General features: G+C 55.5%; 14 protein-coding genes and 1 pseudogene. 5 read left to right on the top strand and 10 right to left on the bottom strand.

All coding sequences use genetic code 11. The features are described from left to right. Positions 1–61 precede the first annotated feature (61 nt). The 3 genes from repC to repA all read right to left on the bottom strand — a co-directional run bounded on the left by repC (position 62) and on the right by repA (position 3662). Positions 62–1270: a plasmid replication protein RepC gene (gene repC, locus EFD56_RS26425; protein ID WP_011053503.1), complete on the bottom strand. Its 1209-nt coding sequence runs from the start codon at positions 1268–1270 to the stop codon at positions 62–64. 155 nt (positions 1271–1425) lie between these two features. Further along, positions 1426–2451, bottom strand: coding sequence for a plasmid partitioning protein RepB (gene repB / locus EFD56_RS26430; protein ID WP_004672729.1), 1026 nt, complete (start codon positions 2449–2451; stop codon positions 1426–1428). Beyond that, positions 2448–3662: a plasmid partitioning protein RepA gene (gene repA / locus EFD56_RS26435; protein WP_011053501.1), complete on the bottom strand. Its 1215-nt coding sequence runs from the start codon at positions 3660–3662 to the stop codon at positions 2448–2450. Before repA ends, repB begins: the two co-directional genes overlap by 4 nt. A 434-nt stretch (positions 3663–4096) precedes the next feature. Between repA and EFD56_RS26440 the strand changes: the two are divergent. Beyond that, a pseudogene (locus tag EFD56_RS26440) lies at positions 4097–4720 on the top strand (acyl-homoserine-lactone synthase). A 410-nt stretch (positions 4721–5130) separates the two neighbouring features. Further along, complete coding sequence (locus EFD56_RS33510; protein WP_126906696.1) at positions 5131–6165, top strand: zinc-dependent alcohol dehydrogenase; 1035 nt, start codon at positions 5131–5133, stop codon at positions 6163–6165. Between the two features lie 6 nt (positions 6166–6171). On the opposite strand, the gene prs is transcribed toward EFD56_RS33510, so the two are convergent. The 7 genes from prs to EFD56_RS26485 form a co-directional block, all read right to left on the bottom strand. Further along, positions 6172–7113: a ribose-phosphate diphosphokinase gene (gene prs, locus EFD56_RS26450; protein WP_011053499.1), complete on the bottom strand. Its 942-nt coding sequence runs from the start codon at positions 7111–7113 to the stop codon at positions 6172–6174. Positions 7114–7115: 2 nt separating this feature from the next. Beyond that, on the bottom strand, positions 7116–8231 hold the full coding sequence (locus EFD56_RS26455) for a nucleotidyltransferase family protein (RefSeq protein WP_004672715.1): 1116 nt from the start codon (positions 8229–8231) through the stop codon (positions 7116–7118). 29 nt (positions 8232–8260) lie between these two features. Then, positions 8261–8590 carry a hypothetical protein gene (locus EFD56_RS26460; RefSeq protein ID WP_004672714.1) on the bottom strand — a complete coding sequence of 110 codons (330 nt, stop codon included), beginning with the start codon at positions 8588–8590 and terminating at the stop codon, positions 8261–8263. Between the two features lie 5 nt (positions 8591–8595). Next, complete coding sequence (locus EFD56_RS26465; protein WP_004672713.1) at positions 8596–9090, bottom strand: hypothetical protein; 495 nt, start codon at positions 9088–9090, stop codon at positions 8596–8598. Positions 9091–9170: 80 nt separating this feature from the next. Further along, a complete protein-coding gene (locus EFD56_RS26470) occupies positions 9171–10439 on the bottom strand; it encodes a radical SAM/SPASM domain-containing protein (protein ID WP_004672712.1) in 1269 nt (422 codons plus the stop codon). Positions 10440–10470: 31 nt separating this feature from the next. Continuing rightward, positions 10471–11025 carry an adenine phosphoribosyltransferase gene (locus tag EFD56_RS26475; protein ID WP_004672710.1) on the bottom strand — a complete coding sequence of 185 codons (555 nt, stop codon included), beginning with the start codon at positions 11023–11025 and terminating at the stop codon, positions 10471–10473. A gap of 286 nt (positions 11026–11311) precedes the next feature. Further along, positions 11312–11767: a phasin gene (locus tag EFD56_RS26485; RefSeq protein WP_041684036.1), complete on the bottom strand. Its 456-nt coding sequence runs from the start codon at positions 11765–11767 to the stop codon at positions 11312–11314. A 900-nt stretch (positions 11768–12667) separates the two neighbouring features. On the opposite strand from EFD56_RS26485, the gene EFD56_RS26490 reads away from it, so the two are divergent. The 3 genes from EFD56_RS26490 to EFD56_RS26510 all read left to right on the top strand — a co-directional run bounded on the left by EFD56_RS26490 (position 12668) and on the right by EFD56_RS26510 (position 17591). Beyond that, a complete protein-coding gene (locus tag EFD56_RS26490) occupies positions 12668–13441 on the top strand; it encodes an aquaporin (RefSeq protein WP_004677031.1) in 774 nt (257 codons plus the stop codon). Positions 13442–14314: 873 nt separating this feature from the next. Beyond that, the gene (gene nolL / locus EFD56_RS26495; protein WP_308821659.1) at positions 14315–15427 is read left to right on the top strand and encodes a nodulation factor fucose acetyltransferase NolL; all 1113 of its coding nucleotides are present in this window, start codon (positions 14315–14317) and stop codon (positions 15425–15427) included. Positions 15428–17105: 1678 nt separating this feature from the next. Beyond that, on the top strand, positions 17106–17591 hold the full coding sequence (locus EFD56_RS26510) for a NifX-associated nitrogen fixation protein (protein ID WP_004677039.1): 486 nt from the start codon (positions 17106–17108) through the stop codon (positions 17589–17591). The last annotated feature ends 439 nt before the right edge of the window (positions 17592–18030 follow it).

Genomic DNA, 18030 nt, shown 5'->3' on the forward strand with positions numbered 1-18030 from the left:
GCTTGGTGGTCAGCTGACCACAACCGAAATCCTCAACGGCAGGAATAACGATCAGCCGCACTTACCCAGCCCTCAAACCGCCTTGCCCGTTGGCCTTCAACAACGCCATTATCATCGGGCCAAGCGAGAATTCACCGCGCTCACTTCGGCGCGTTAGATCCCGCAGATAGCCTCCAGGAGAGTTGATGAAGTTAGCCCTTTCCAGGATGCACGCAATTGCCACCGCAGCATTCTCCGGTCCTAGCGCCTCGCAGGCATCCTGGTAGGCGGAAGGGCTTACCCCCAGCATAGATCGAACCACCACAGCGGCAGACATCAGATCTCGCCAGCTTCCCACGCCGCGCGGTGCATAGTCGCTGATCATCGGGCACGCCTTGAGCACCAATCCCAAGGGGAACGCCCTTTGCGATTCATTCTTCGGCTGAAGGCTCAAGCTCGCCTTTGCCCCCTGCTCCTTTTCGGAGCGTGGTTCAGATTCATTTACGGATTCGGGTTTTGAATTCTGTATGTGCTGCTCGATATGAGCAGCATTGGTGCTAATTTTTTCAGCATTCTCGAGGTTTTCCAAACGATTAAGCACTTCCTCACGGAGCATCTCCATTTCATTGAGAACGCTAGTGACCCCTTCAAGGGTCGGAACGCGCGGAATTCTGCTCGCGAGCGCAATGTAGATGTCCTCGGTCGTCTTCCAATCGCCGTCGGCGCCCTCGACCATTGCAGCAGTAATAAGTTTGCGAACATCCCGCCGGCAAATTGTAAGGCTCTCTTTGGCTTTCCTGAGCGAGGCTCTCTCGGCCGCCACTCTTTGCGCCAACATCGCCAACTCTTCCGATCGCGCCAGGAGGGGCGACAGGTCGAAGCCAAAAGCATTCTCGATCTGGCCATCGTCGCCCTTGCGGGCGAAGCGCTTGCCATTGGCGCTATCCTTACGGACGATCAACCCCGACTCCACCAGAATGGCAATATGCCGCCGCAACGTTGCGCCCGCCATTGCATGCGCCCGAAGCGCCAGTTGGGCATTCGAGGGGAAGACAATCAATTGTGCATCCTGACGCAACTCATTGTCAGGATAAAAACTCAAAAGTGCGTCAAGAACAGCCAGACTGTTCGACTGGATCTTGAGCAGTTCCATCGCGGCGGAAGCGTCTCTCAACACTTTCCACTTATCGGCAGCTTTTCCATGCTTGATTTCCATTGCCGCCTGGCGCCGCACGAGCGCAAGCGTCATTGGCCGCCGCCCGAACGGCGTCGCTACATTCCCCGACTGCATTGTCTCTCACCTTTCAGCAGGCAAAGGAAATTCGCTCACCAAAACGGCGCCAAAGACTCTTGACGAGGATTCGAGGAAATGCGATTCTGTTCTTGCTACAGAGACAGAAGGGCTTCCACGACGGCGACGTTGAGGGAGCTCTTTTCTTTTGCGGGTTACACTCCCTGTTTCCGTTGATGCTTTGCGCGATGCTCCTGGTAAAGCGCCGGCAAATGCTCGAGTACGAAAGCCGCGAAATCCGGCGTGGCTTTCCTGTCAATGGTAATTTCTAGCTTGCTCTTGCTCTGCGTGACCTGCGCAAGCCTGTCGCCATCGGGGGTCGACAGGACGTCTGGCAACCCGCGCGCAGTCCGACGCGGTTTCAGATGGTCGATCACTGCCTTGAACCGTTCCGACGACGGCAGCGCCTGCACCTCCTCCGAGGCAGCATATTTCGCAGCGCCTGCCGGAGGCGATGCTTTCTCAACCAGCTCTGCCAATTGCTGCCAACTTGGGCGTCCAACGCCTGGAGCGGCGCCGATGGCATCGATCAATTCAGAGGGGAGGGCGTCAACAAGCAGGAGCATCTTCGACAAGTTGCTTTTATCGATTGACATAGCCGCGATGACGATTTCTCGTGGAAACTGCTTGTTTAGCTTGTGTGCGAAACGTGCCTTTTCGATGAAGGTGAGGTCTTCGCGCTCATTGTTTTCCTGACCCTGTGCGACAACCAACTGCTCGTCCGTCAAGTCTCGAACAACCGCCTTGACCGGCAGTCCTAGCTCCGAAACGGCGCGCAGCCGGCGGTGTCCAAAGGCAACTTGGTAGTGCGCGGGTTTAACGGGATGAGGTCTCACAAGGATTGGGACCTGCTGTCCTTGCTCGCGGATGGATGCAAGAAGTCCTTCGATATCACCTTGCATGCGATCCTGAACGAAGGACGGCTCGATTGACGACGCGTTCAGTTCAACCACGGCCTGACCTTCGGCGAGACGCCGCTCGATCTCCTCGGCACGACCAAGACGATCATTTTGCTCGCGCAACGCGTTACCGATGTTTGCAGTCAGCTTCGTCGCTGGATCTCGTTCTTTTCTGGTCACGCCGAGAAGCGGCATGGAGCGAGTCTTTGCCGCTCTGTGTTCAGCAGCTGATGAGCTGTCGGGCGCGTCCGTGGTGACGTCAAGGAGGTGCTTCCGACTCATGTGGTTCTACCCCATGCTTTTTTGATTAGAGTTTCGATCTCGTCGTTGACGGCGTTCATCGCCTCTAAGGCCCGATCATAGGTCGAGCGCGTGAACTGTCCGCGCTCAACCTCAAAGAGGGTTTGATTCGTCAGGCCAGCGTCCGAAACGGCGGTCGTCTTGAGCATCGGAAAATTGAGGACATTTTCGCCGAAGATCGAACGCAGATAGCCCACCATCTGGTTCTGCGGGCCATCGCTCGGTTCAAAACGAGTGACGAGGTAGCGCATCCAATTGAACTTGAACTGGGCGCCTGCGTTCTCGATTTCCCGAAGGAGATTCGAGGTCATCGCCAGAAACTGGTTCATCGACATTACATCCAACATCTGGGGATGGACGGTGACGAGGATCGAGGTTGCGGCGGTCAGAGCTGAAAGCGTGAGATAGCCAAGTTGGGGAGGGCAATCGATAACGACGACATCGTAGTTGTCCGCGATGTCTTCGATGACCTGACTGATCCGACCGTAAAAAAGCGTGTCACCTTCCTTCCGGTTCATAAGCGCGCGCGGGGTATCGTGCTCAAACTCCATCAGTTCAAGATTGCCAGGAATTAGATGAAGATCCGGGATGTACGTTCCTCGGACAACCTGCTCGATTGGGACCTGCTCGTCATCATACCGGATGGCGCCATAGAGTGTTTCGTTCGGACCAACGTCAGTTTCTGGCTGACTGCCGAAGAGTGCGGAAAGGCTTGCTTGGGGATCAAGATCAATCGCGAGAATCCGGTAGCCACGCATTGCCAGGTACTGTGCCAGATGCGCGGCTGTCGTCGTCTTGCCCGAGCCGCCTTTGAAATTCATCACCGAGACGACTTGAAGCTGCTCCCCCGTGCGACGATGGGGCAGGTAGCGCCGGTTCCCGCGGCCAATCAGGTCCAGGTGCTTACGGATTGAATGAATATCTTCGATCGTGAACGTGCGTCGACCGCCAGGGCTCATACTAACGTGCAGTTCAGGCATTTCCGAAGCAGTTTGTCTAAGATAAGACTCACCGATGCCAAGCAATTTTGAGGCTTCTGACGGTGCAAAGGATCGAATGCCCTTTTCGGACGTCGGCGGGAAGACCTTGAGATGATGTGCTTGAAGTTGGCTGGAGAGAGCGTCAGCATGACGCTCCATCAATGCGGTCAACCCTTCGACGACCGGCGCTGTGTTTGCTGCGGTTTTCGCCATCTCAAAATCCATTTCCTGCAAGTGGCGGAACTTTTCGCGAAACCGCTAAAGTTCCGCCACTAGCTATTAGAGCCGATTCTGCATTTTGAGCAAGGGGTTTTAGGTTAACGAAAGGCTAACGTGGATAAACCCGGAACGTAGAGTAAATGGATTTTTCCGTTTATATCCTGCAGCTTAGCAAGACCGCGGTACCGATTGGTCATGGTGTGTTTTATTGTGAATCCTACAAATGTGCCCCGGCGATTTAGACGAAAAGCAGAAGACCTCGGCAAAGTCGGTGATCCCCTTGCCGCGACTCACTCGCACAAAACCGTAAGCATTCGACAACGGACGCCCGATTCCAATTCGTGCAGAGTTCCCGGCGCCTAACGGCGGCGGAGAAATTCATGCAGGTATTCGCGATCTCGACACCAAAAATTTACTACGAAGCGTAGCTGCTTCAGGACGATCATAGGCTACGTGCGAGGATCTTTTCCACTCGCACTTGGGATGTAGAAGTAGTCGACGAGTGCGAGGCAGATGGGGTTGACGCTCTCGCCCCGACTGCCATCCTGGATGTCACCGCGGCTGGACCACTTGCAGGATGTGCACGCGATTTGTCTGCGATGGGACCGACCATGCTGGTAGACGTATTTCCGTCTCTGCTCCCGAAGGGCCGCCTGAACGCCAATCCCCTGATGGTCTAGAGTTCTCGCTTTTGCGTCGACACCTCGAAGAGTGGAGGGGAGGGGAGGGGAGATGGTTCCGTTCACGAGGCAACGCTGACCTTGTTCGCCGGCATCGTAGAATGGTGCCTGGGAGGTGGTCTCAGCGAAGTCGTTGCGGTAACGGATATCAGGTTCGAGCGAACTCTTGCTAGCGTCGAATGGCCTCTCCCGCGCTTGGGGCAGCCAGAGAAGATCGTTGCCACCACCGCCATCGCAGGCACGCGTCCAGCAAACGCTGAGACCTTTCTGATGTTGCGGCCGCCCAACTACCGATCTAGTTGCCGTCATCCTTCTCGGTGCGACTCGGATTGTTGGTCTGTTCGGTTCGAACCGGTGCGCCACGAAGGATGAAGCTTTGGACGATGTGGCGATAGGCTCTTAGGAGGGTTCGCGCGGGCAGATGAGGGAAGGCGACATGGCATCTTCGCAGAGATGAGGATGCATCGAAGAACGGGCTGGTAAACCGCGGCTCGTGTTTGAGGCTGGTGGCATTGACGCGGCCCAAGCGCTCCACTCTACCTTCAATAGTTTCGTCGCTCCTTGCGCAAGGGAACACTTCTGCCGCTTGAAACGTCCTTTGCCGTTTGCGCCGACGATATCTCCGAGAAGCTTGTCAAGACCCAGGACATAAGTAAGCCCGCCAGCAAGGCACGTGATTTCATCAGCTTTCTGACTGCCGCCTGTGGTTGTTGGCTAGATTCTGGATGCAAGTAAGTGTACATATTAGGATAGTCGGTGTGTCGGGGAGCGAGAGGTCTCGTATGGAGGTTCGTGGACTCGTAATTACTTGCCCCCGCAAGGTTGAAGAATGGACATTGTCGGTTCCACTCGCCGTATCGTCCGAAGTCGGTGTGCGGATAGAGTTGTGTGGACTCTGCACACCGGAGCAACGCGTTTATCGGGGCGCCAAGCCGACTTACCCCTATTGGGGCGGGCACGAGTTGTCAGGCACGATCGTGTCTCTGCCGGACGATGTACCGGATGGCCTGCGCGTAGGAGACCGCGTTGCGGTGCTTTTAATGCGCAGATGCGGCCAATGTCGTGCCTGCCGCCTCGGACTGGACAACCACTGTGCATATTTAAATCCTAAAGCGAGAGGAGGGGTGCCGCAGGGGCCGGGGGGATTGGCCAATTTTGTGGGCGTACCCGCCTATCAGGTTTTTTCCGTACCTTCCTTTTTGGCTCCCGAGCGTGCCGCGTTAGTTGAACCTGTCGCCTGCGTGGCACGCGGCATAAATAGGGCGCGTGCAAAGGCTGGAGACACTGTGGCCGTCATCGGCGGAGGCACGATGGGCCTTCTCCATTCGATACTTCTGACAACCAAAGGATGCGACGTTTACCTTTTCGATGACGACGTGGCAACGCATGGGCCTGTGATGTCGACCGGCGCCCATGCAACGGGGTCAGTTCATTCTCTGTTTGATCCGAAACTCGTCGAGAAATTAACGGATGGCTGGGGCTTCGACTGCATCTTTTGCACGCGCTTCGGTGTCAGAGGCATTCAGGGGGCCATAGCTGCGGCGTCACGCGGTGCCAGGATTGTACTCTACCAATCGATTCCGACGTCCGATTTGTTATCGGTAGGCGCTAACTTTCTGCATTACCGGGAAATTGAACTGATCGGCACCATAGCCCAAAGCGCGGACGACGTGAGAAATGCCATTCGAACCATCGTTGAACACGCCGCACGCTTCGACGTGCTGCAGGTCAATCTTTGGCCCTCGTCAAACGCCCAAGAGGCATTCGAGCAGGCGCTCGATCCACGTGTTAATCGCGTGATGCTAGATTTCAGGTAATGCTTCTCAGCGTGCCTGCAGCGCGCCTGCAATTTCGTTGCCGATCGAGACTACTTCGACACTGTCGGGGAAATTGTCGGTACGTCCGACGCTGTCGGTCACAACGATGCGGTCGATCTGAGACCGTCCCCAGTTTTCGTTCAGCGACGGCGTGAATATGGCATGGGCTGCGGCAAGGGTTATCTTGCGAGCGCCTGCCGCTTTGAGATGTGCGGCGGCTGAAAAAGCCGTCTGACCACTGTTGATTTCGTCGTCAATCAGGATGATCGTCCGGCCAGCAACGTCCCCCAGAATCTCGACGCTCTCCCGAAAGTCATCATCGTCTCTGCGGTGCTTGCGCATGACAGCGAATGGGCAGCCGAGCAGGGCCGCCAAGTGCTCAGCTCGCTTCGCTCCGCCGAAGTCCGGTGAAACGACCATGTCGCCATCGACGGCCGCAGAACCGAGATGGCGAACTAGGGCGGGAGCGAACTGAAGATTGACGACAGGACAGGCAAATGCGGCGCACAGCTGAGGAACATGGAGTTCGAAAGTTATCAGCCGATCTATACCGAGCGTTTCGATAATCCCCGCAAGGATTCGCACCGGTACAGGTCCGCCGTCGAAGGCAGGGCGATCCGAACGCGAATATGGGAGGTAGGGAAGAACAGCGGTAATCGTGCGGGGACCCCGCGCCCGCACGGCACCAAGCGCTAGGAACAACTCGAAAAGACGATCATGAACGCTGTCAGGAAATGTTTGCACGACCACCACATTTCCGCCAAGCCCGCCGTCGCGCGGAGTGACAGCCATCTGGCCATTGCTGAACACCTGCGTGTTTAGGATCGTTATTCCTGACCGCGTGAGGGCCCGATGGACTGTTGACGCAAACTTTGCAGAGGTTTCGGTTGCTGCGATACGAAGGTCGTTCGCCGCAGGATCTGTACGATATGGTGACTCGGGCGCCATATTTACGCCAGCTCAAGATCGTTAACAGTGGGAATAGACAGCAGTTTGGGCAACACGTCGCCCCAATCATGTTGAAGTGGTACCTCGGTTTGATCAGGTCGAATGAGCTCTAGGAACTCGGACGGTATGTCTATCCCACAGATGCGCTTCATCTGCGTCAGGACGAAATATAACGCCGGCCTCATCTCGTATTTGTAACCTATCGCAGCGACCTCCGCCCAGCTAATATTCGCCATTTCTTTGTGTAGAACCGCATGAAGATCGCCGAACATCAATAGTCGAAGCGAATTATAAAGGAAGGCCTCGTGATAAAGCCTGGCCGAAAGGAACCAGACGGCGCCAGTCGCGGATTGGACCTGCAATATGCGGCCTAGACCGTTTGCAAGACGCACGCCTGACCATATGTCTTCGACATCGATGCCGACGGAGAGATTTACATGCATATCAATGAAGATGGGCATGTGCAGCTTCTTCGCGGAATCGATGTATCCCTTTACGTGGCGGTAGCGCAGCTGGCGTGGCACCGCGGGACCAGGGAACGGAGATTCAACGGATTCTATCCTTACAAACACCGGCAAGGAATAGCTTTCGCGGAAGGTTTCGTCATCGAGTTCCTTTCGTTCCGGATGCCAGTTGCCATTTGAAGGGTCGAAAATACCGTGCCGGTAGCCGAGATCGAACATGAGCCGCTGCACGCGCTGCGCGTCAGCGGGCTTGACCATGATGTCGAGATCGGTCATCGGCCGTAGGAGTGGATCGGGATAGTGGAGAAGCGCGAGATCTGGTCCCTTCACCAGGAACCAGGCGATGCCGGCCCGATCCAGCGCATCCATGATTTCTGGCAGATTGCGAAATTCGAGTGCGGACCTGACCTTTGACATGACAGTCCAGCACTGAACGTAATGCGCCGCCTCAGTAGGCAATAGTGTCAACAAATCGAGGCGGCGCAAGTGATTCTCAAGCAGCGGCACCGTCCGATTATGCTCGGCGCGCCATACCACATAGGGCCAGTTGACAGGCTCCTTGCAGAGACGGACCAAACGCTCTTCATCCTCGGGTCGTAGGTAGGCCCGGCAGGTGATCAGCAAAATAGAGTCTTCTGGTGACAACCGAAGCATCGCGGAGACTCCTGATACGGCTGCGTGATTTATTTCGAACTTTCCGGGCTGCCGAATTCGGCTAGTGTCTGCCTCAGGTCGGCGAACTGTTGTTCGAAGGAAGCGAAACTCTGGTCGACGTTTTGTCCAAGCAACTGTTCAAGGCTGAGCGTTTCTTCAGCGCGTTCCTCTTGTCCAGACATAAGCTTGTAAACCGAACTTACCGGCAGCAATCGCGACAAGAGTTCACCACCGCGGCCCGTCTGGGCGCTGTCCCGAATTTGCCGGATGCAACTTTCGGCAAGCAATCCGTCAATCACGATTACCAGCTTGCCATCCTCTTCGTCAACGGCGTAGCCAAACAGTCGGGAACTAGCCATTGCCGCTACCTCTGAACCTTCTTGAGGTCTTCCACTTCACTGCGTATCTGCAGCAATTGTGCCTGAGCCGAGAGAAGTTTGGCGAATGCGGCGGTAACCGCCTTTGCCGATTGTGTGTCGGAACCAGTCATCCTAACCGGTCCTCGCCCAATGCGGCGTCCTACAAGACCTGAATCGGCGGCGCGCGGCCAATTGGCTTTGCCAAATTTCTTCGAGGCGGTTATATCAACGTAGTAGTCTTGTAGTTCGCCGTTAGCAGCGAGTGAGCCGGATTTCGACCGTTGCGATCTGCGTGACACCTTTAGCGATTGCTCTAATTTTACAAGGCCAGCCGTCAATTGCTGAGCTTGGTCATCCAAACCCGCCTGCAGCCGGGCGAGTCCTTCCGCGAGACGAGAAATCACCTGGGCTTGCTGGGCGGCTGCTTTGTTGCCGGATCGTATCGCGTTGTTCGCAAGTGTGTGCGCCACACCCGCCGCACCTCGGAAAGCTCTGCTCATCCTCAATCCTCCACGTTATTTTTGTTGACCTGGTTAAATTACGTCGTCGACACAGCAATTATTACGTCGCGCCTCCTGCGTTAGTGAGTGTGTTGCGCAGCAGCCGCGATTTCCTCCGAGAAGTTATAGACAGGAGCTTCGGCGGCGGGCCGACGCTCTTTCGCTATAACTCCGCGGCGGTAGGTGGAATCTTTCGTCGGGTCCACCAGGGCGTACTCCGGAAAACCTCCGTTATTGTAAAGTTCCTGGCACAGCGGATAGGGCGCGTCCTTTTCACCATAGTGCGACCAGCTACTCATCTTGCAGACGCCGCGACAGACTGGATAAAACACGCAGTTGCCGCAGACGCCCTTAACCTCGCCACTCACCACCTCGCGTAGCTCATGGAAGAACGGGCTGTTGCGCCAGATTTCCATCAAGGGCATTTCGAAGGCATTGCCGGCGATCATTTCCGGATCATCGTAGGAGGCACTGCACATCGAAACTTGTCCGTTCGACAGTATGCCCAGTACGTTGTCGCCCCAACCGCAAGTATGCACGCCGTTCAGATACTTGAGAGGCATCAGAGCCGGCGGCAGAGTCATGTATGCAGCGCCACTCTCAAAATGGGGAGATTTCAAAAGATCGCCTATCAGTAGCTTGCATTCCTCCAAGCTTATCGCATTGTCCTCATGGCTGCGCGCGTTGCCCATCGGATGTATGTTGAGCAGCGTCCGATGCTTCTTGATGCCCCAGCCGAGCACCAAATCTATAATCGAAATCACCTTGTCATAGTTGTTGCGATAGGCAGTCGTCGTTACCACCGTAGAGATGTCAGTTTTTCCAAGCCGCTGCAGGACAATCGCAGTCTTGGCGAACGCACCCGATTTTGCTCTGAAAGCGTCGTGCGCCTCTGGGTCGAAATGGTCGAGGCTGATGAAGACCGTCAAATTGGGGAGCCTACTTAGCTGCTCGATCGTGAACTCGTCAAAGAGGGTTCCATTCGTCTCGAAAACCAGCTCCTTCAGCCCACAGGATGCGAGATATTCCATGACTGCCATGAATTCCTTGTGAACCATCGGTTCACCCCCGGAAACCTTAACCTTGCGCAGCCCATTGGGTAGTGCTTGCTCGATCAGTCCTTGGATCGCCTCCAGGTTGAAATCAATGCCCTTGGCCTTGGGCCCGACGCCTGCGATATAACAGTGGTGGCATCCCAAATTGCACTTGCGGGTTAGAAACAGATAGATCGTTTTAATTTCGTTTTCCGAGACGACTCGTTTCGAAAGTTCACTTGTGACGAGGGCCTGTAGCGTCTGACTGGCTACATGCACGTCCTGCGGTGTCGAAAGCCAATCAGGGGTATTCATGCGCTTGCCTCCTTACGTCTATGTTGCTGCGCTAGCACGTCATCGCACTGATCACTGGTGCGTCGTCCAATTGACGCCTGCCTTTCAAAACTTCGATTTCGAGTATGAATGCGTATCCGGCGATCTCTCCGCCTTGGGACTTGACAAAATTCCCAGTCGCCCGAGCAGTGCCACCCGTCGCTAGAAGGTCATCAGCAATCAGGCATCGCAGGCCGTCACCGATGAGGCCGGCAGTTACCTCCAGGGTTCCGGAGCAGTATTCACAGCTGTATTCAAATGAGAGGACGTCCCCCGGCAGTTTACCGGGTTTCCTTACCATGATGAAACCGCAACCGAGCCTATCAGCCAATGAGGCGCCCAAGATGAAACCACGCGCATCAACCGCCAAAATGGCATCGATTTCTGTTCCCGACACTTGGCTTGCGACGGTAGAAACGACTTCGCCCAATGCACCTCTACCAGCCAGCATAGGCGCTATATCCTTGAACAAGATCCCGCCTATCGGAAAGTTAGGAAATTCTCGTAATGCTTCTACACCGGATTGGTTAATCCGTGACGCCCCGCTATTTGGAACAGCTACAATCATTTTACTATCCCCCACATGTAACCATCTAAGAGCCTCGTAAGGTGCGATGGCCTCGCGCACTTTGTGGCCAGCCACCAGATGAGGCCCTGGCAAGCTTATCAGCGGCGGCCGCCGCCGCGCCTACCACGTTCCTCCGGGCCGGCACGGGTCCGCTCTCTGACCAGATCACGCCGGAATTCGCCAGCGCCGCGAACAGATGAAACATCAGTCGGCCGCATAATGTTGTCTCCTCGAAAGCGGCTCCGATCATGATTCGTCCAGCCCTGATCTTAGTGCCGAGTCAACTTTACGTCGCTTTGGGGTTCGTCAGGACCTTGTCAAAAGCATCCTTGACCGGCTTTGAGATTTCCTCCACCGCCCTGCTTGAGAGCTCCCGGACTTCCTTGGCGTGCTGCAAACTTGTCTCAACCCGCTTGCGGAAAAAGGCCGACTGCTGTTCGAGGATCTGCGACGGCGAATTCGCGCCCAGCAAAGCTTGCAAATGTGAGAAGCCGGCCTCGGCGTCGGCTTGCAGTGCAGCGATCGTCTTCCACCACAATTCGTTGCCGAATAGACTTGTCGTTTCGAGGATCGGAGGCAGCATTTTCTGTGTCGCTTCAGCGCCGGACGCAAATTTCAAAAGAGCCTCTGTCACCTGCTTGTTCCCCTTTTCAACGGATGCGCCGAACTGATCTGGCACCTTGAGCGGCGATGACCCCGGGTTTTCGATCGTTTCAAATGATCTTTCGGAAATCTTGGTCATTGCATTTTCCTTCTCTTTGAGTTGGTTGCAAGCTGTGACATCGGGATTGACCCCTTCCGCCGGCGGACTATGCATGGCCGCTTTGGTAGAACGCGGATCCGATGACGAACGGTCAGGTGGCCTCCGTTCCGTTCGTTTCATGAACCGGCATCATGCAGACTGCTTTCTGCCGCTTGTAACCAGGGATCAGCAAACACCATGCCAACTGCTCCGACGCGCCAAGAAGATGATTTTCGTTTATCGATGGGCGGGTTGAGGGCAGGTTGATGTGTATTTGGCGGAGAGACCGGCGAACAAAACGTTCCAGTCACGACAAATCTGACAAAAGTGGCGAATGCCCGACATTTGCGAAAAATGTCGACGGTTGCGCTGGGGACAAGGGAATTCACGCGGACTTCAAATCGCGCCAAGGATCATGTGCCTGTTCGTGGCTAAGGGGCGTTACTCGACTTCTCGTGAACGTCCCTGGCGGTCTTATCAACCCTTGTCCTGGTTCCTGCTTTGCACCACCTTCCGCTTGGAGCCATGAAGAGGGTCGTTGTTTCGATAATTTGAGGATGGGCTGCTTGGCGATTTGTTCGTAGCCCAGCTCGGGTCCATACGTCTCGGTACGGTTCGCCTGCCTATCCTGTTCACGGCACTTTCGAACATAAGACCGAACGTCATCAGAGCGATCGCTGTGATGCGCAACATATTTCATTTGGTACGACGTTTGCTGGTGATCGGTGACGCTGGTTGACCATAGGCTCTGATGCCGATCTCGTCGGACAAGGACGCAATTGAAGTCAACTACGGAGGTTTTCGGGACCTGACACGATGATTGGTTCGGTGCATGCGGAACGCTTGGCGGCACGAGGATGACACCGAAAAGTACGTGGGGTCTAATCAATGGAGTGAAAAATGAAAAAGTATGTTTGCGAATTCTTCGGGACCTTCACACTTGTCTTCCTCGGCTGCGGCACATTGCTTTATATGCGTCAAGAGGTGGGCCTGTTGGGTGTCGCTTTAGCCTTCGGGACGACCGTGGTTGCAATGGCCTACACGATTGGCCCAGTCTCGGGCGCGCATCTCAATCCGGCGGTCAGCCTGGGTTTCCTCGTGTCGCGCCGATTGAGAGTGTGGGACTTTCTCGCGTATGTCTCCGCCCAATGTGCAGGAGCTATCGCGGCGGCAGGCACGCTCTACCTTATCGCTATGAACAAGGTCGGCGGTTACGATATCACCCTAGAAGGTTTCGCCCAAACCGGCTGGGTAGTCTACGGATGGAGAGCTGCGTTCCTATTCGAGTTTATCGCCACGTTCCTGTTCGTAACTGTATTCCTCAAATGCACGGCTGGACGCGGCGCTGTTGCACGATTGGCGATTGGACTTGCCTTAGTTGCGATCCACCTTGGCGGTATCACCGTTTCGGGTTCTTCTGTGAATCCAGCACGATCGATCGGCCCAGCACTTTTCGCAGGAGGGGCGGCACTCTCTCAACTCTGGCTTTATATATGTGCGCCAATGCTCGGCGCTATTGCGGCCGGCCTTCTTCAGCTCAGGGGGATCGTCGCGTCAAGCGAGCCGCAAAGTCTGCGCCAATTTGAATCGCGCGAAATGACCAGCGACATATCCAGCCCGGTTTCATTCTTTCGCCACCGAAGGAGAGGTATCCCAAAAAGGGAAAGCCACTGATCGAGGAGGGGGTCTCGACCTTGACAGGGGAGCGCATCCCCAGACACTGGCCGTTGCATCCCGCATATCTTGACGCTTACTGCGATCTTCCTACGGATTGGGACCACGGTCGTCTCTGACGTATCGACAAACGTCGCATACGGATCGACAATGGCAGCCCAACGTCCAGCTATCATTGGCGGCGATCCAAAACGGCGGCGATCGCGGCCAAAGCCTCGTGTATCGCGATACTCACCGACCTTCCGCTCAAGGTTGTCAAGGGTCCGCGATACTCATCCATACCGCAGATGCGTGTCATTAGGAGCATGAATTTTACAATGGTGAGGCTGCCATATAGGACACGTTGGGCGGCGGATCTAATGGAGCAAATCTCCAGCGTCTGGGGGGTTGCGCTGGGGTGCCGATCCACACCCAAGCGCCGGTAGGTGATAGACGATACCCACAGCGGCTAGGAGCCATTGAATCGGCAATATGTTCTTTTGATACGGTGTCGCGCAAGTTTGGCATGGAGAATCATATGCAATCGCAACAATAGCCGAGTGCAGAGTCAAGCAGCGCTACTTGCATACGCGCAAATGTCCGTTAGAAGATTTCGACGACGTGGCAGCCCAAGCAGTTGCGCGGCAGCGAGTTTAGGCGGGGCGTACGTTGCGGCGAAAAACAGCCAATGGACACGCCGAAAACGGCTACTGGGCCTAAGTCGCCACGGTCGCCCTGTGAACTTGGAACCCAGGCAAATTGTATGACCGTTGGCCGTCGTTCAGCATGCCGAAGTCGGAGCGCTGATCGGAAGCTGGATTAGCCTGCATGATGAACGAGAGGTTGGAAAATGCCGCTTTCAAAGGCTCCCGTAGGCATCGTGAGATGTTGAGAATGCGAGCAAGAATTGTAGGTGGAAAGACAGTGCCTGAGGCGCCAGAGGCCGACGATCGCGATCTAGCTTTAGACTTCGCCAAAGGAATACTCATTGTCTTGGTGATTTTCGGTCACCTGATACAATATATCTTTTACGAGGGTGATGGCTTCTGGGATTCGGCATGCTTCAAATCGATCTACATGTTTCACATGCCTCTCTTTATGGCGATAAGCGGATATCTCTCTAGATCAGGGCTACTAGGCAAATCGTTCAGGCAAGCCATCGGTGATCGCGCGCTGCAGCTCCTGGTGCCGACGCTGTTCTGGTTCACCCTTTTGGAGGCAGTCAAATTGCTCATGTTTCCCCGGCCGCCGGACGCACCTGGCAACCTGTTGCAATTCATGCACGATTTCGTCGGCACATACTGGTTCATCTGGGCTGCGTTTGCTTCTTTTCTTTTGGTCAAACTTATTTCGATCTTCAACTCCGGGTCGGCACGCTCTTTGCTTGTCTCATCCATACTGGTCGCAGTTGCCCCCGTGACGTTTTCTATATTCCCTCTCATAAAGTACACCTATCCCTTTTTCTGCATGGGATTTTCATTTGCGCAGTCGAGAGATTGGTGGACGAGCATAATGCGGTATCATAAGCCACTCCTGATGATGTCCGCCTCTATCGCGGCTAGCTTGTGCTTCATGGCGTGGCGCGAGGACACCTATGTCTACAACAATCTCGCCTTAATCCAGGATCTGCAGTCGGCAAAAGATATCCTTCTGATGTTTTTTGGCTCGACAGTGGCCTCTGCAGTGATGATCGAGATTCTGCTTCAATCCTGGAAAATTGGACGCTCGAACCGGGTGGTTCGCTTTATCGCCGTGGAAGTGGGGCAGAGCACGCTCGTGTTGTACCTGGTGCAGGCTACGGTATTCCGTCTCATGGATTTGATACATTACGGAGAACAATGGGCTCCCACAATGAGGTCTGGCGCGGCGGGAATTCTCGGGACGATGATCATTGCCGTAGCACTAGCAGTTCGCTGGAGCGTGCGCGACATTCCCTATCTGTCCCAGCTCATGCTTGGAACGCCACCCCGCCTCGTTCGTTTGCCGAGCAATCCTGCGAATAACTAGCGGTGTTCAATTCTCAACCTAAACTTCGTCAGCAAGCAAGCATGCCAAGGCACGCGTTAAGGGGCCCATTTTTAAAGGATCCTTTTGCACGAAGATCAGCTGAGGTCCGACTGATGTGCCAATCACGTATCGAGAATCCGCAAACCCCTCCGCGCCCAATGCTCCGCGACGACGCGGGCGCTTGACCCCCAGGGTATCGACTCCACCCTCTTTGAGGTTGCCAAAGATTCGGTTTGCTTCGCACTTGTTTGGGGTCCGCTTGCCGCCAGGTCCCGTTGTCCCTGCTAAAATCGCGAGCGTTCGCTAAGTTACCAGAAACGCTTTTCCGGCCTGTGCTAAGCAATGACCGGAAACAGCGAGTATCGCCTCAGCGGTCACACCGAGGCAGCACTGCTCCATGACGGCCGCTGCCACAGTCATCCTCTTGCCGGCGCCGACGGTACCGGCCAGCTAGGTCGTGCCGGCAGCATGATCCCCCGGGTGCCGTGTTCTGGTGCGGATAGAGAGTGAACGCGGCCGACGCACGCCGGCAACTTAAGATACACGCCGCCGAGGCGCCCAGGGGCTGGTTGTTGAAACGGTCCTAAAACCTTGCGGCCGGTCGATCCGGTGGGCATCGGACCAGGACCCGGCCCTGAAGGGCCATCTGATCTTCGTGAGCTTCCCCTTTGCCGGCTACGTCTAACAGCCGTTCACTGTGGAAATTCAGAGCGTTGTTGAGCTGTCGCCGGCGTCGCGGGGGCCTATGCCGCATTCCATTTGCCCGCGGCATTCCCCCAAATGACGGCGCTAACTGTCGAGGAAGGGAGCTCCAGCCAGTGATGCATGCGGGTCTCGGAGTCCATCACTGGGAGGCGCTGTGATCGCCAAGCAAAGAAGATCGACCGGCTGCACCTCGGCAAGCGGCCGGACATTGCGCCCAATCCGCGAATTGAGAGCGGAGCGGCTTCGGCGGGTGTCATTTGTTGCTGACGTGGCCGGAGAATAGGTTCCGCCGCTGCACCGGGATGCCATTTCTTCGATCCCCACCGCGTCTTGTCCGGTTCACGACAACGTTGTCCTCGATCAATTCTTCATGGGCTAGCTAAGAAGCTGGAAACAATACAGATGCCGTGTTCCGAACCTCAGCGGAGGAGACTGGCATGAGTCTTGAACTCCCAGAACTACGCGGCGGGCAATCGCCTGGTGGAACGTGTGGCGTCCGGTCGAAGTCGATTTGAACCTTGAAGGGAAAATACATGGCAGGTCTGCATCAGTTCGCACGGAAAAGGGGGTATCGGCAAGTACACGGCCTCTCAAGATACTCTCACTGTCCTTGTCGACCTCGAAAAGCTGATTCCACCCCCCGCCTGATCCTCAATTCGAAAGCCCGAGACACGGTTTTACACCTGGCGGCGAATAGGTTGGTTGAGGGTGGAGTTCGCGGCGAAACCTACCGCCACTGGACTATCGCGACGGGAATCTCGCTTGTGAAGCGCTTTTCGTCAAGCCCGCCAGCGTTGCCCGCCGCTTGCCGTTGTTGTTGCGGCCGCCCCGTTTCGAGGGGCCATGTCATTCGTCCGGGCCAAGTTGCGTCGCCACAGGTCCCATCTGCCGCACCATTTTAAGGGATGGTGTTACCGGAAGCGGGTGTGGCCCTTAGTCAAACCGCATCCAACACTCAGGAGGATTTTAACTGATGTCAAACGTCACCCCTGTCCCCAACAATGCTCGATTAGATGAGAAAGATGCTCTCGCCACGCCTTTCATTAAGTGCCTCTTGCGTCTGATGCGTGCTCAAGACACCTTTGAATTGTGGCAAGAGAAATCGGACACCGATTTGCTCTGTGATTTCATCGTGACGAGGCAGCAGCGTAGGGCGATTCCTCTCATCGGGGGACCTGACCTAGAGGTGCAGTGGCGGCTTGAGATCTTCTATGCCGCCGTAGCACTTGCTATAGAGGAGCAGTCCGGACTGATGGCGTCACCGGTGTTGACTGTGAACCATGAGGGATTCGGTCGGATATTACTCACGGCGGGGCGGCTCGTAGTACTCTCGAAGACGCTCCGCGACGTACATCGATTTGGCTTCGACAACCTCCAAAAGCTCGCCGAGGCGGGAACTGGCCTGGTCGATAATGGCTTAACAACAATTAAGACCTATTCAGATGTAGCGCGCGTTTAAGTGCGGTTGAAACGGCTCATATAGGGCGGAATTCTTCGCTAATCTGCCCAGCAATCAAGCAATCCGGGGGTGTGCCCTAGCGTTCTTGGCGCGGGGGGGGCGACATGGAGGAACCTGCATGACAGTGCGTTCACTACTCACTACGGCTCCTCTTTGGCTCCGGCGTATCTCACAAGCACTGATCAAGCGACGTGTATTGGCTGCGCCCCTTGTTTTCTGGTCTGCCAGTGTTCGGCAGGAAGGTAGGTGGTTGGCCTTCAAATGACCTGCCACTGAATTTTCATCCGGCGGCGATTAGAGCCTCGGCGGTCTTGAACCGCTCCCAAACGTTGGACCACCGGATGCTAGAGTTTTCCGGCTTCATTCAGGGAGGCGGGCTGGTTGCGCCTCCCGAATTCACCAACGAGATCGGCACCTTGTTGCCGATCGCACCATGAGG

It is taken from the genome of Rhizobium phaseoli (assembly GCF_003985125.1).
Taxonomy (GTDB): domain Bacteria; phylum Pseudomonadota; class Alphaproteobacteria; order Rhizobiales; family Rhizobiaceae; genus Rhizobium; species Rhizobium phaseoli.

What these genes read in the sequence shown, in the direction of transcription:
- EFD56_RS26510 (WP_004677039.1), top strand. Translation starts at nt 17,106, where the DNA reads ATGTCAAACGTCACCCCTGTCCCCAACAATGCTCGATTAGATGAGAAA.
- repC (WP_011053503.1), bottom strand. Translation starts at nt 1,270, where the DNA reads ATGCAGTCGGGGAATGTAGCGACGCCGTTCGGGCGGCGGCCAATGACG.
- EFD56_RS33510 (WP_126906696.1), top strand. Translation starts at nt 5,131, where the DNA reads ATGGAGGTTCGTGGACTCGTAATTACTTGCCCCCGCAAGGTTGAAGAA.
- EFD56_RS26455 (WP_004672715.1), bottom strand. Translation starts at nt 8,231, where the DNA reads ATGCTTCGGTTGTCACCAGAAGACTCTATTTTGCTGATCACCTGCCGG.
- EFD56_RS26465 (WP_004672713.1), bottom strand. Translation starts at nt 9,090, where the DNA reads ATGAGCAGAGCTTTCCGAGGTGCGGCGGGTGTGGCGCACACACTTGCG.
- EFD56_RS26485 (WP_041684036.1), bottom strand. Translation starts at nt 11,767, where the DNA reads ATGACCAAGATTTCCGAAAGATCATTTGAAACGATCGAAAACCCGGGG.
- EFD56_RS26475 (WP_004672710.1), bottom strand. Translation starts at nt 11,025, where the DNA reads ATGATTGTAGCTGTTCCAAATAGCGGGGCGTCACGGATTAACCAATCC.
- nolL (WP_308821659.1), top strand. Translation starts at nt 14,315, where the DNA reads ATGCGAGCAAGAATTGTAGGTGGAAAGACAGTGCCTGAGGCGCCAGAG.
- EFD56_RS26490 (WP_004677031.1), top strand. Translation starts at nt 12,668, where the DNA reads ATGAAAAAGTATGTTTGCGAATTCTTCGGGACCTTCACACTTGTCTTC.
- EFD56_RS26470 (WP_004672712.1), bottom strand. Translation starts at nt 10,439, where the DNA reads ATGAATACCCCTGATTGGCTTTCGACACCGCAGGACGTGCATGTAGCC.
- prs (WP_011053499.1), bottom strand. Translation starts at nt 7,113, where the DNA reads ATGGCGCCCGAGTCACCATATCGTACAGATCCTGCGGCGAACGACCTT.
- repA (WP_011053501.1), bottom strand. Translation starts at nt 3,662, where the DNA reads ATGGCGAAAACCGCAGCAAACACAGCGCCGGTCGTCGAAGGGTTGACC.
- repB (WP_004672729.1), bottom strand. Translation starts at nt 2,451, where the DNA reads ATGAGTCGGAAGCACCTCCTTGACGTCACCACGGACGCGCCCGACAGC.
- EFD56_RS26460 (WP_004672714.1), bottom strand. Translation starts at nt 8,590, where the DNA reads ATGGCTAGTTCCCGACTGTTTGGCTACGCCGTTGACGAAGAGGATGGC.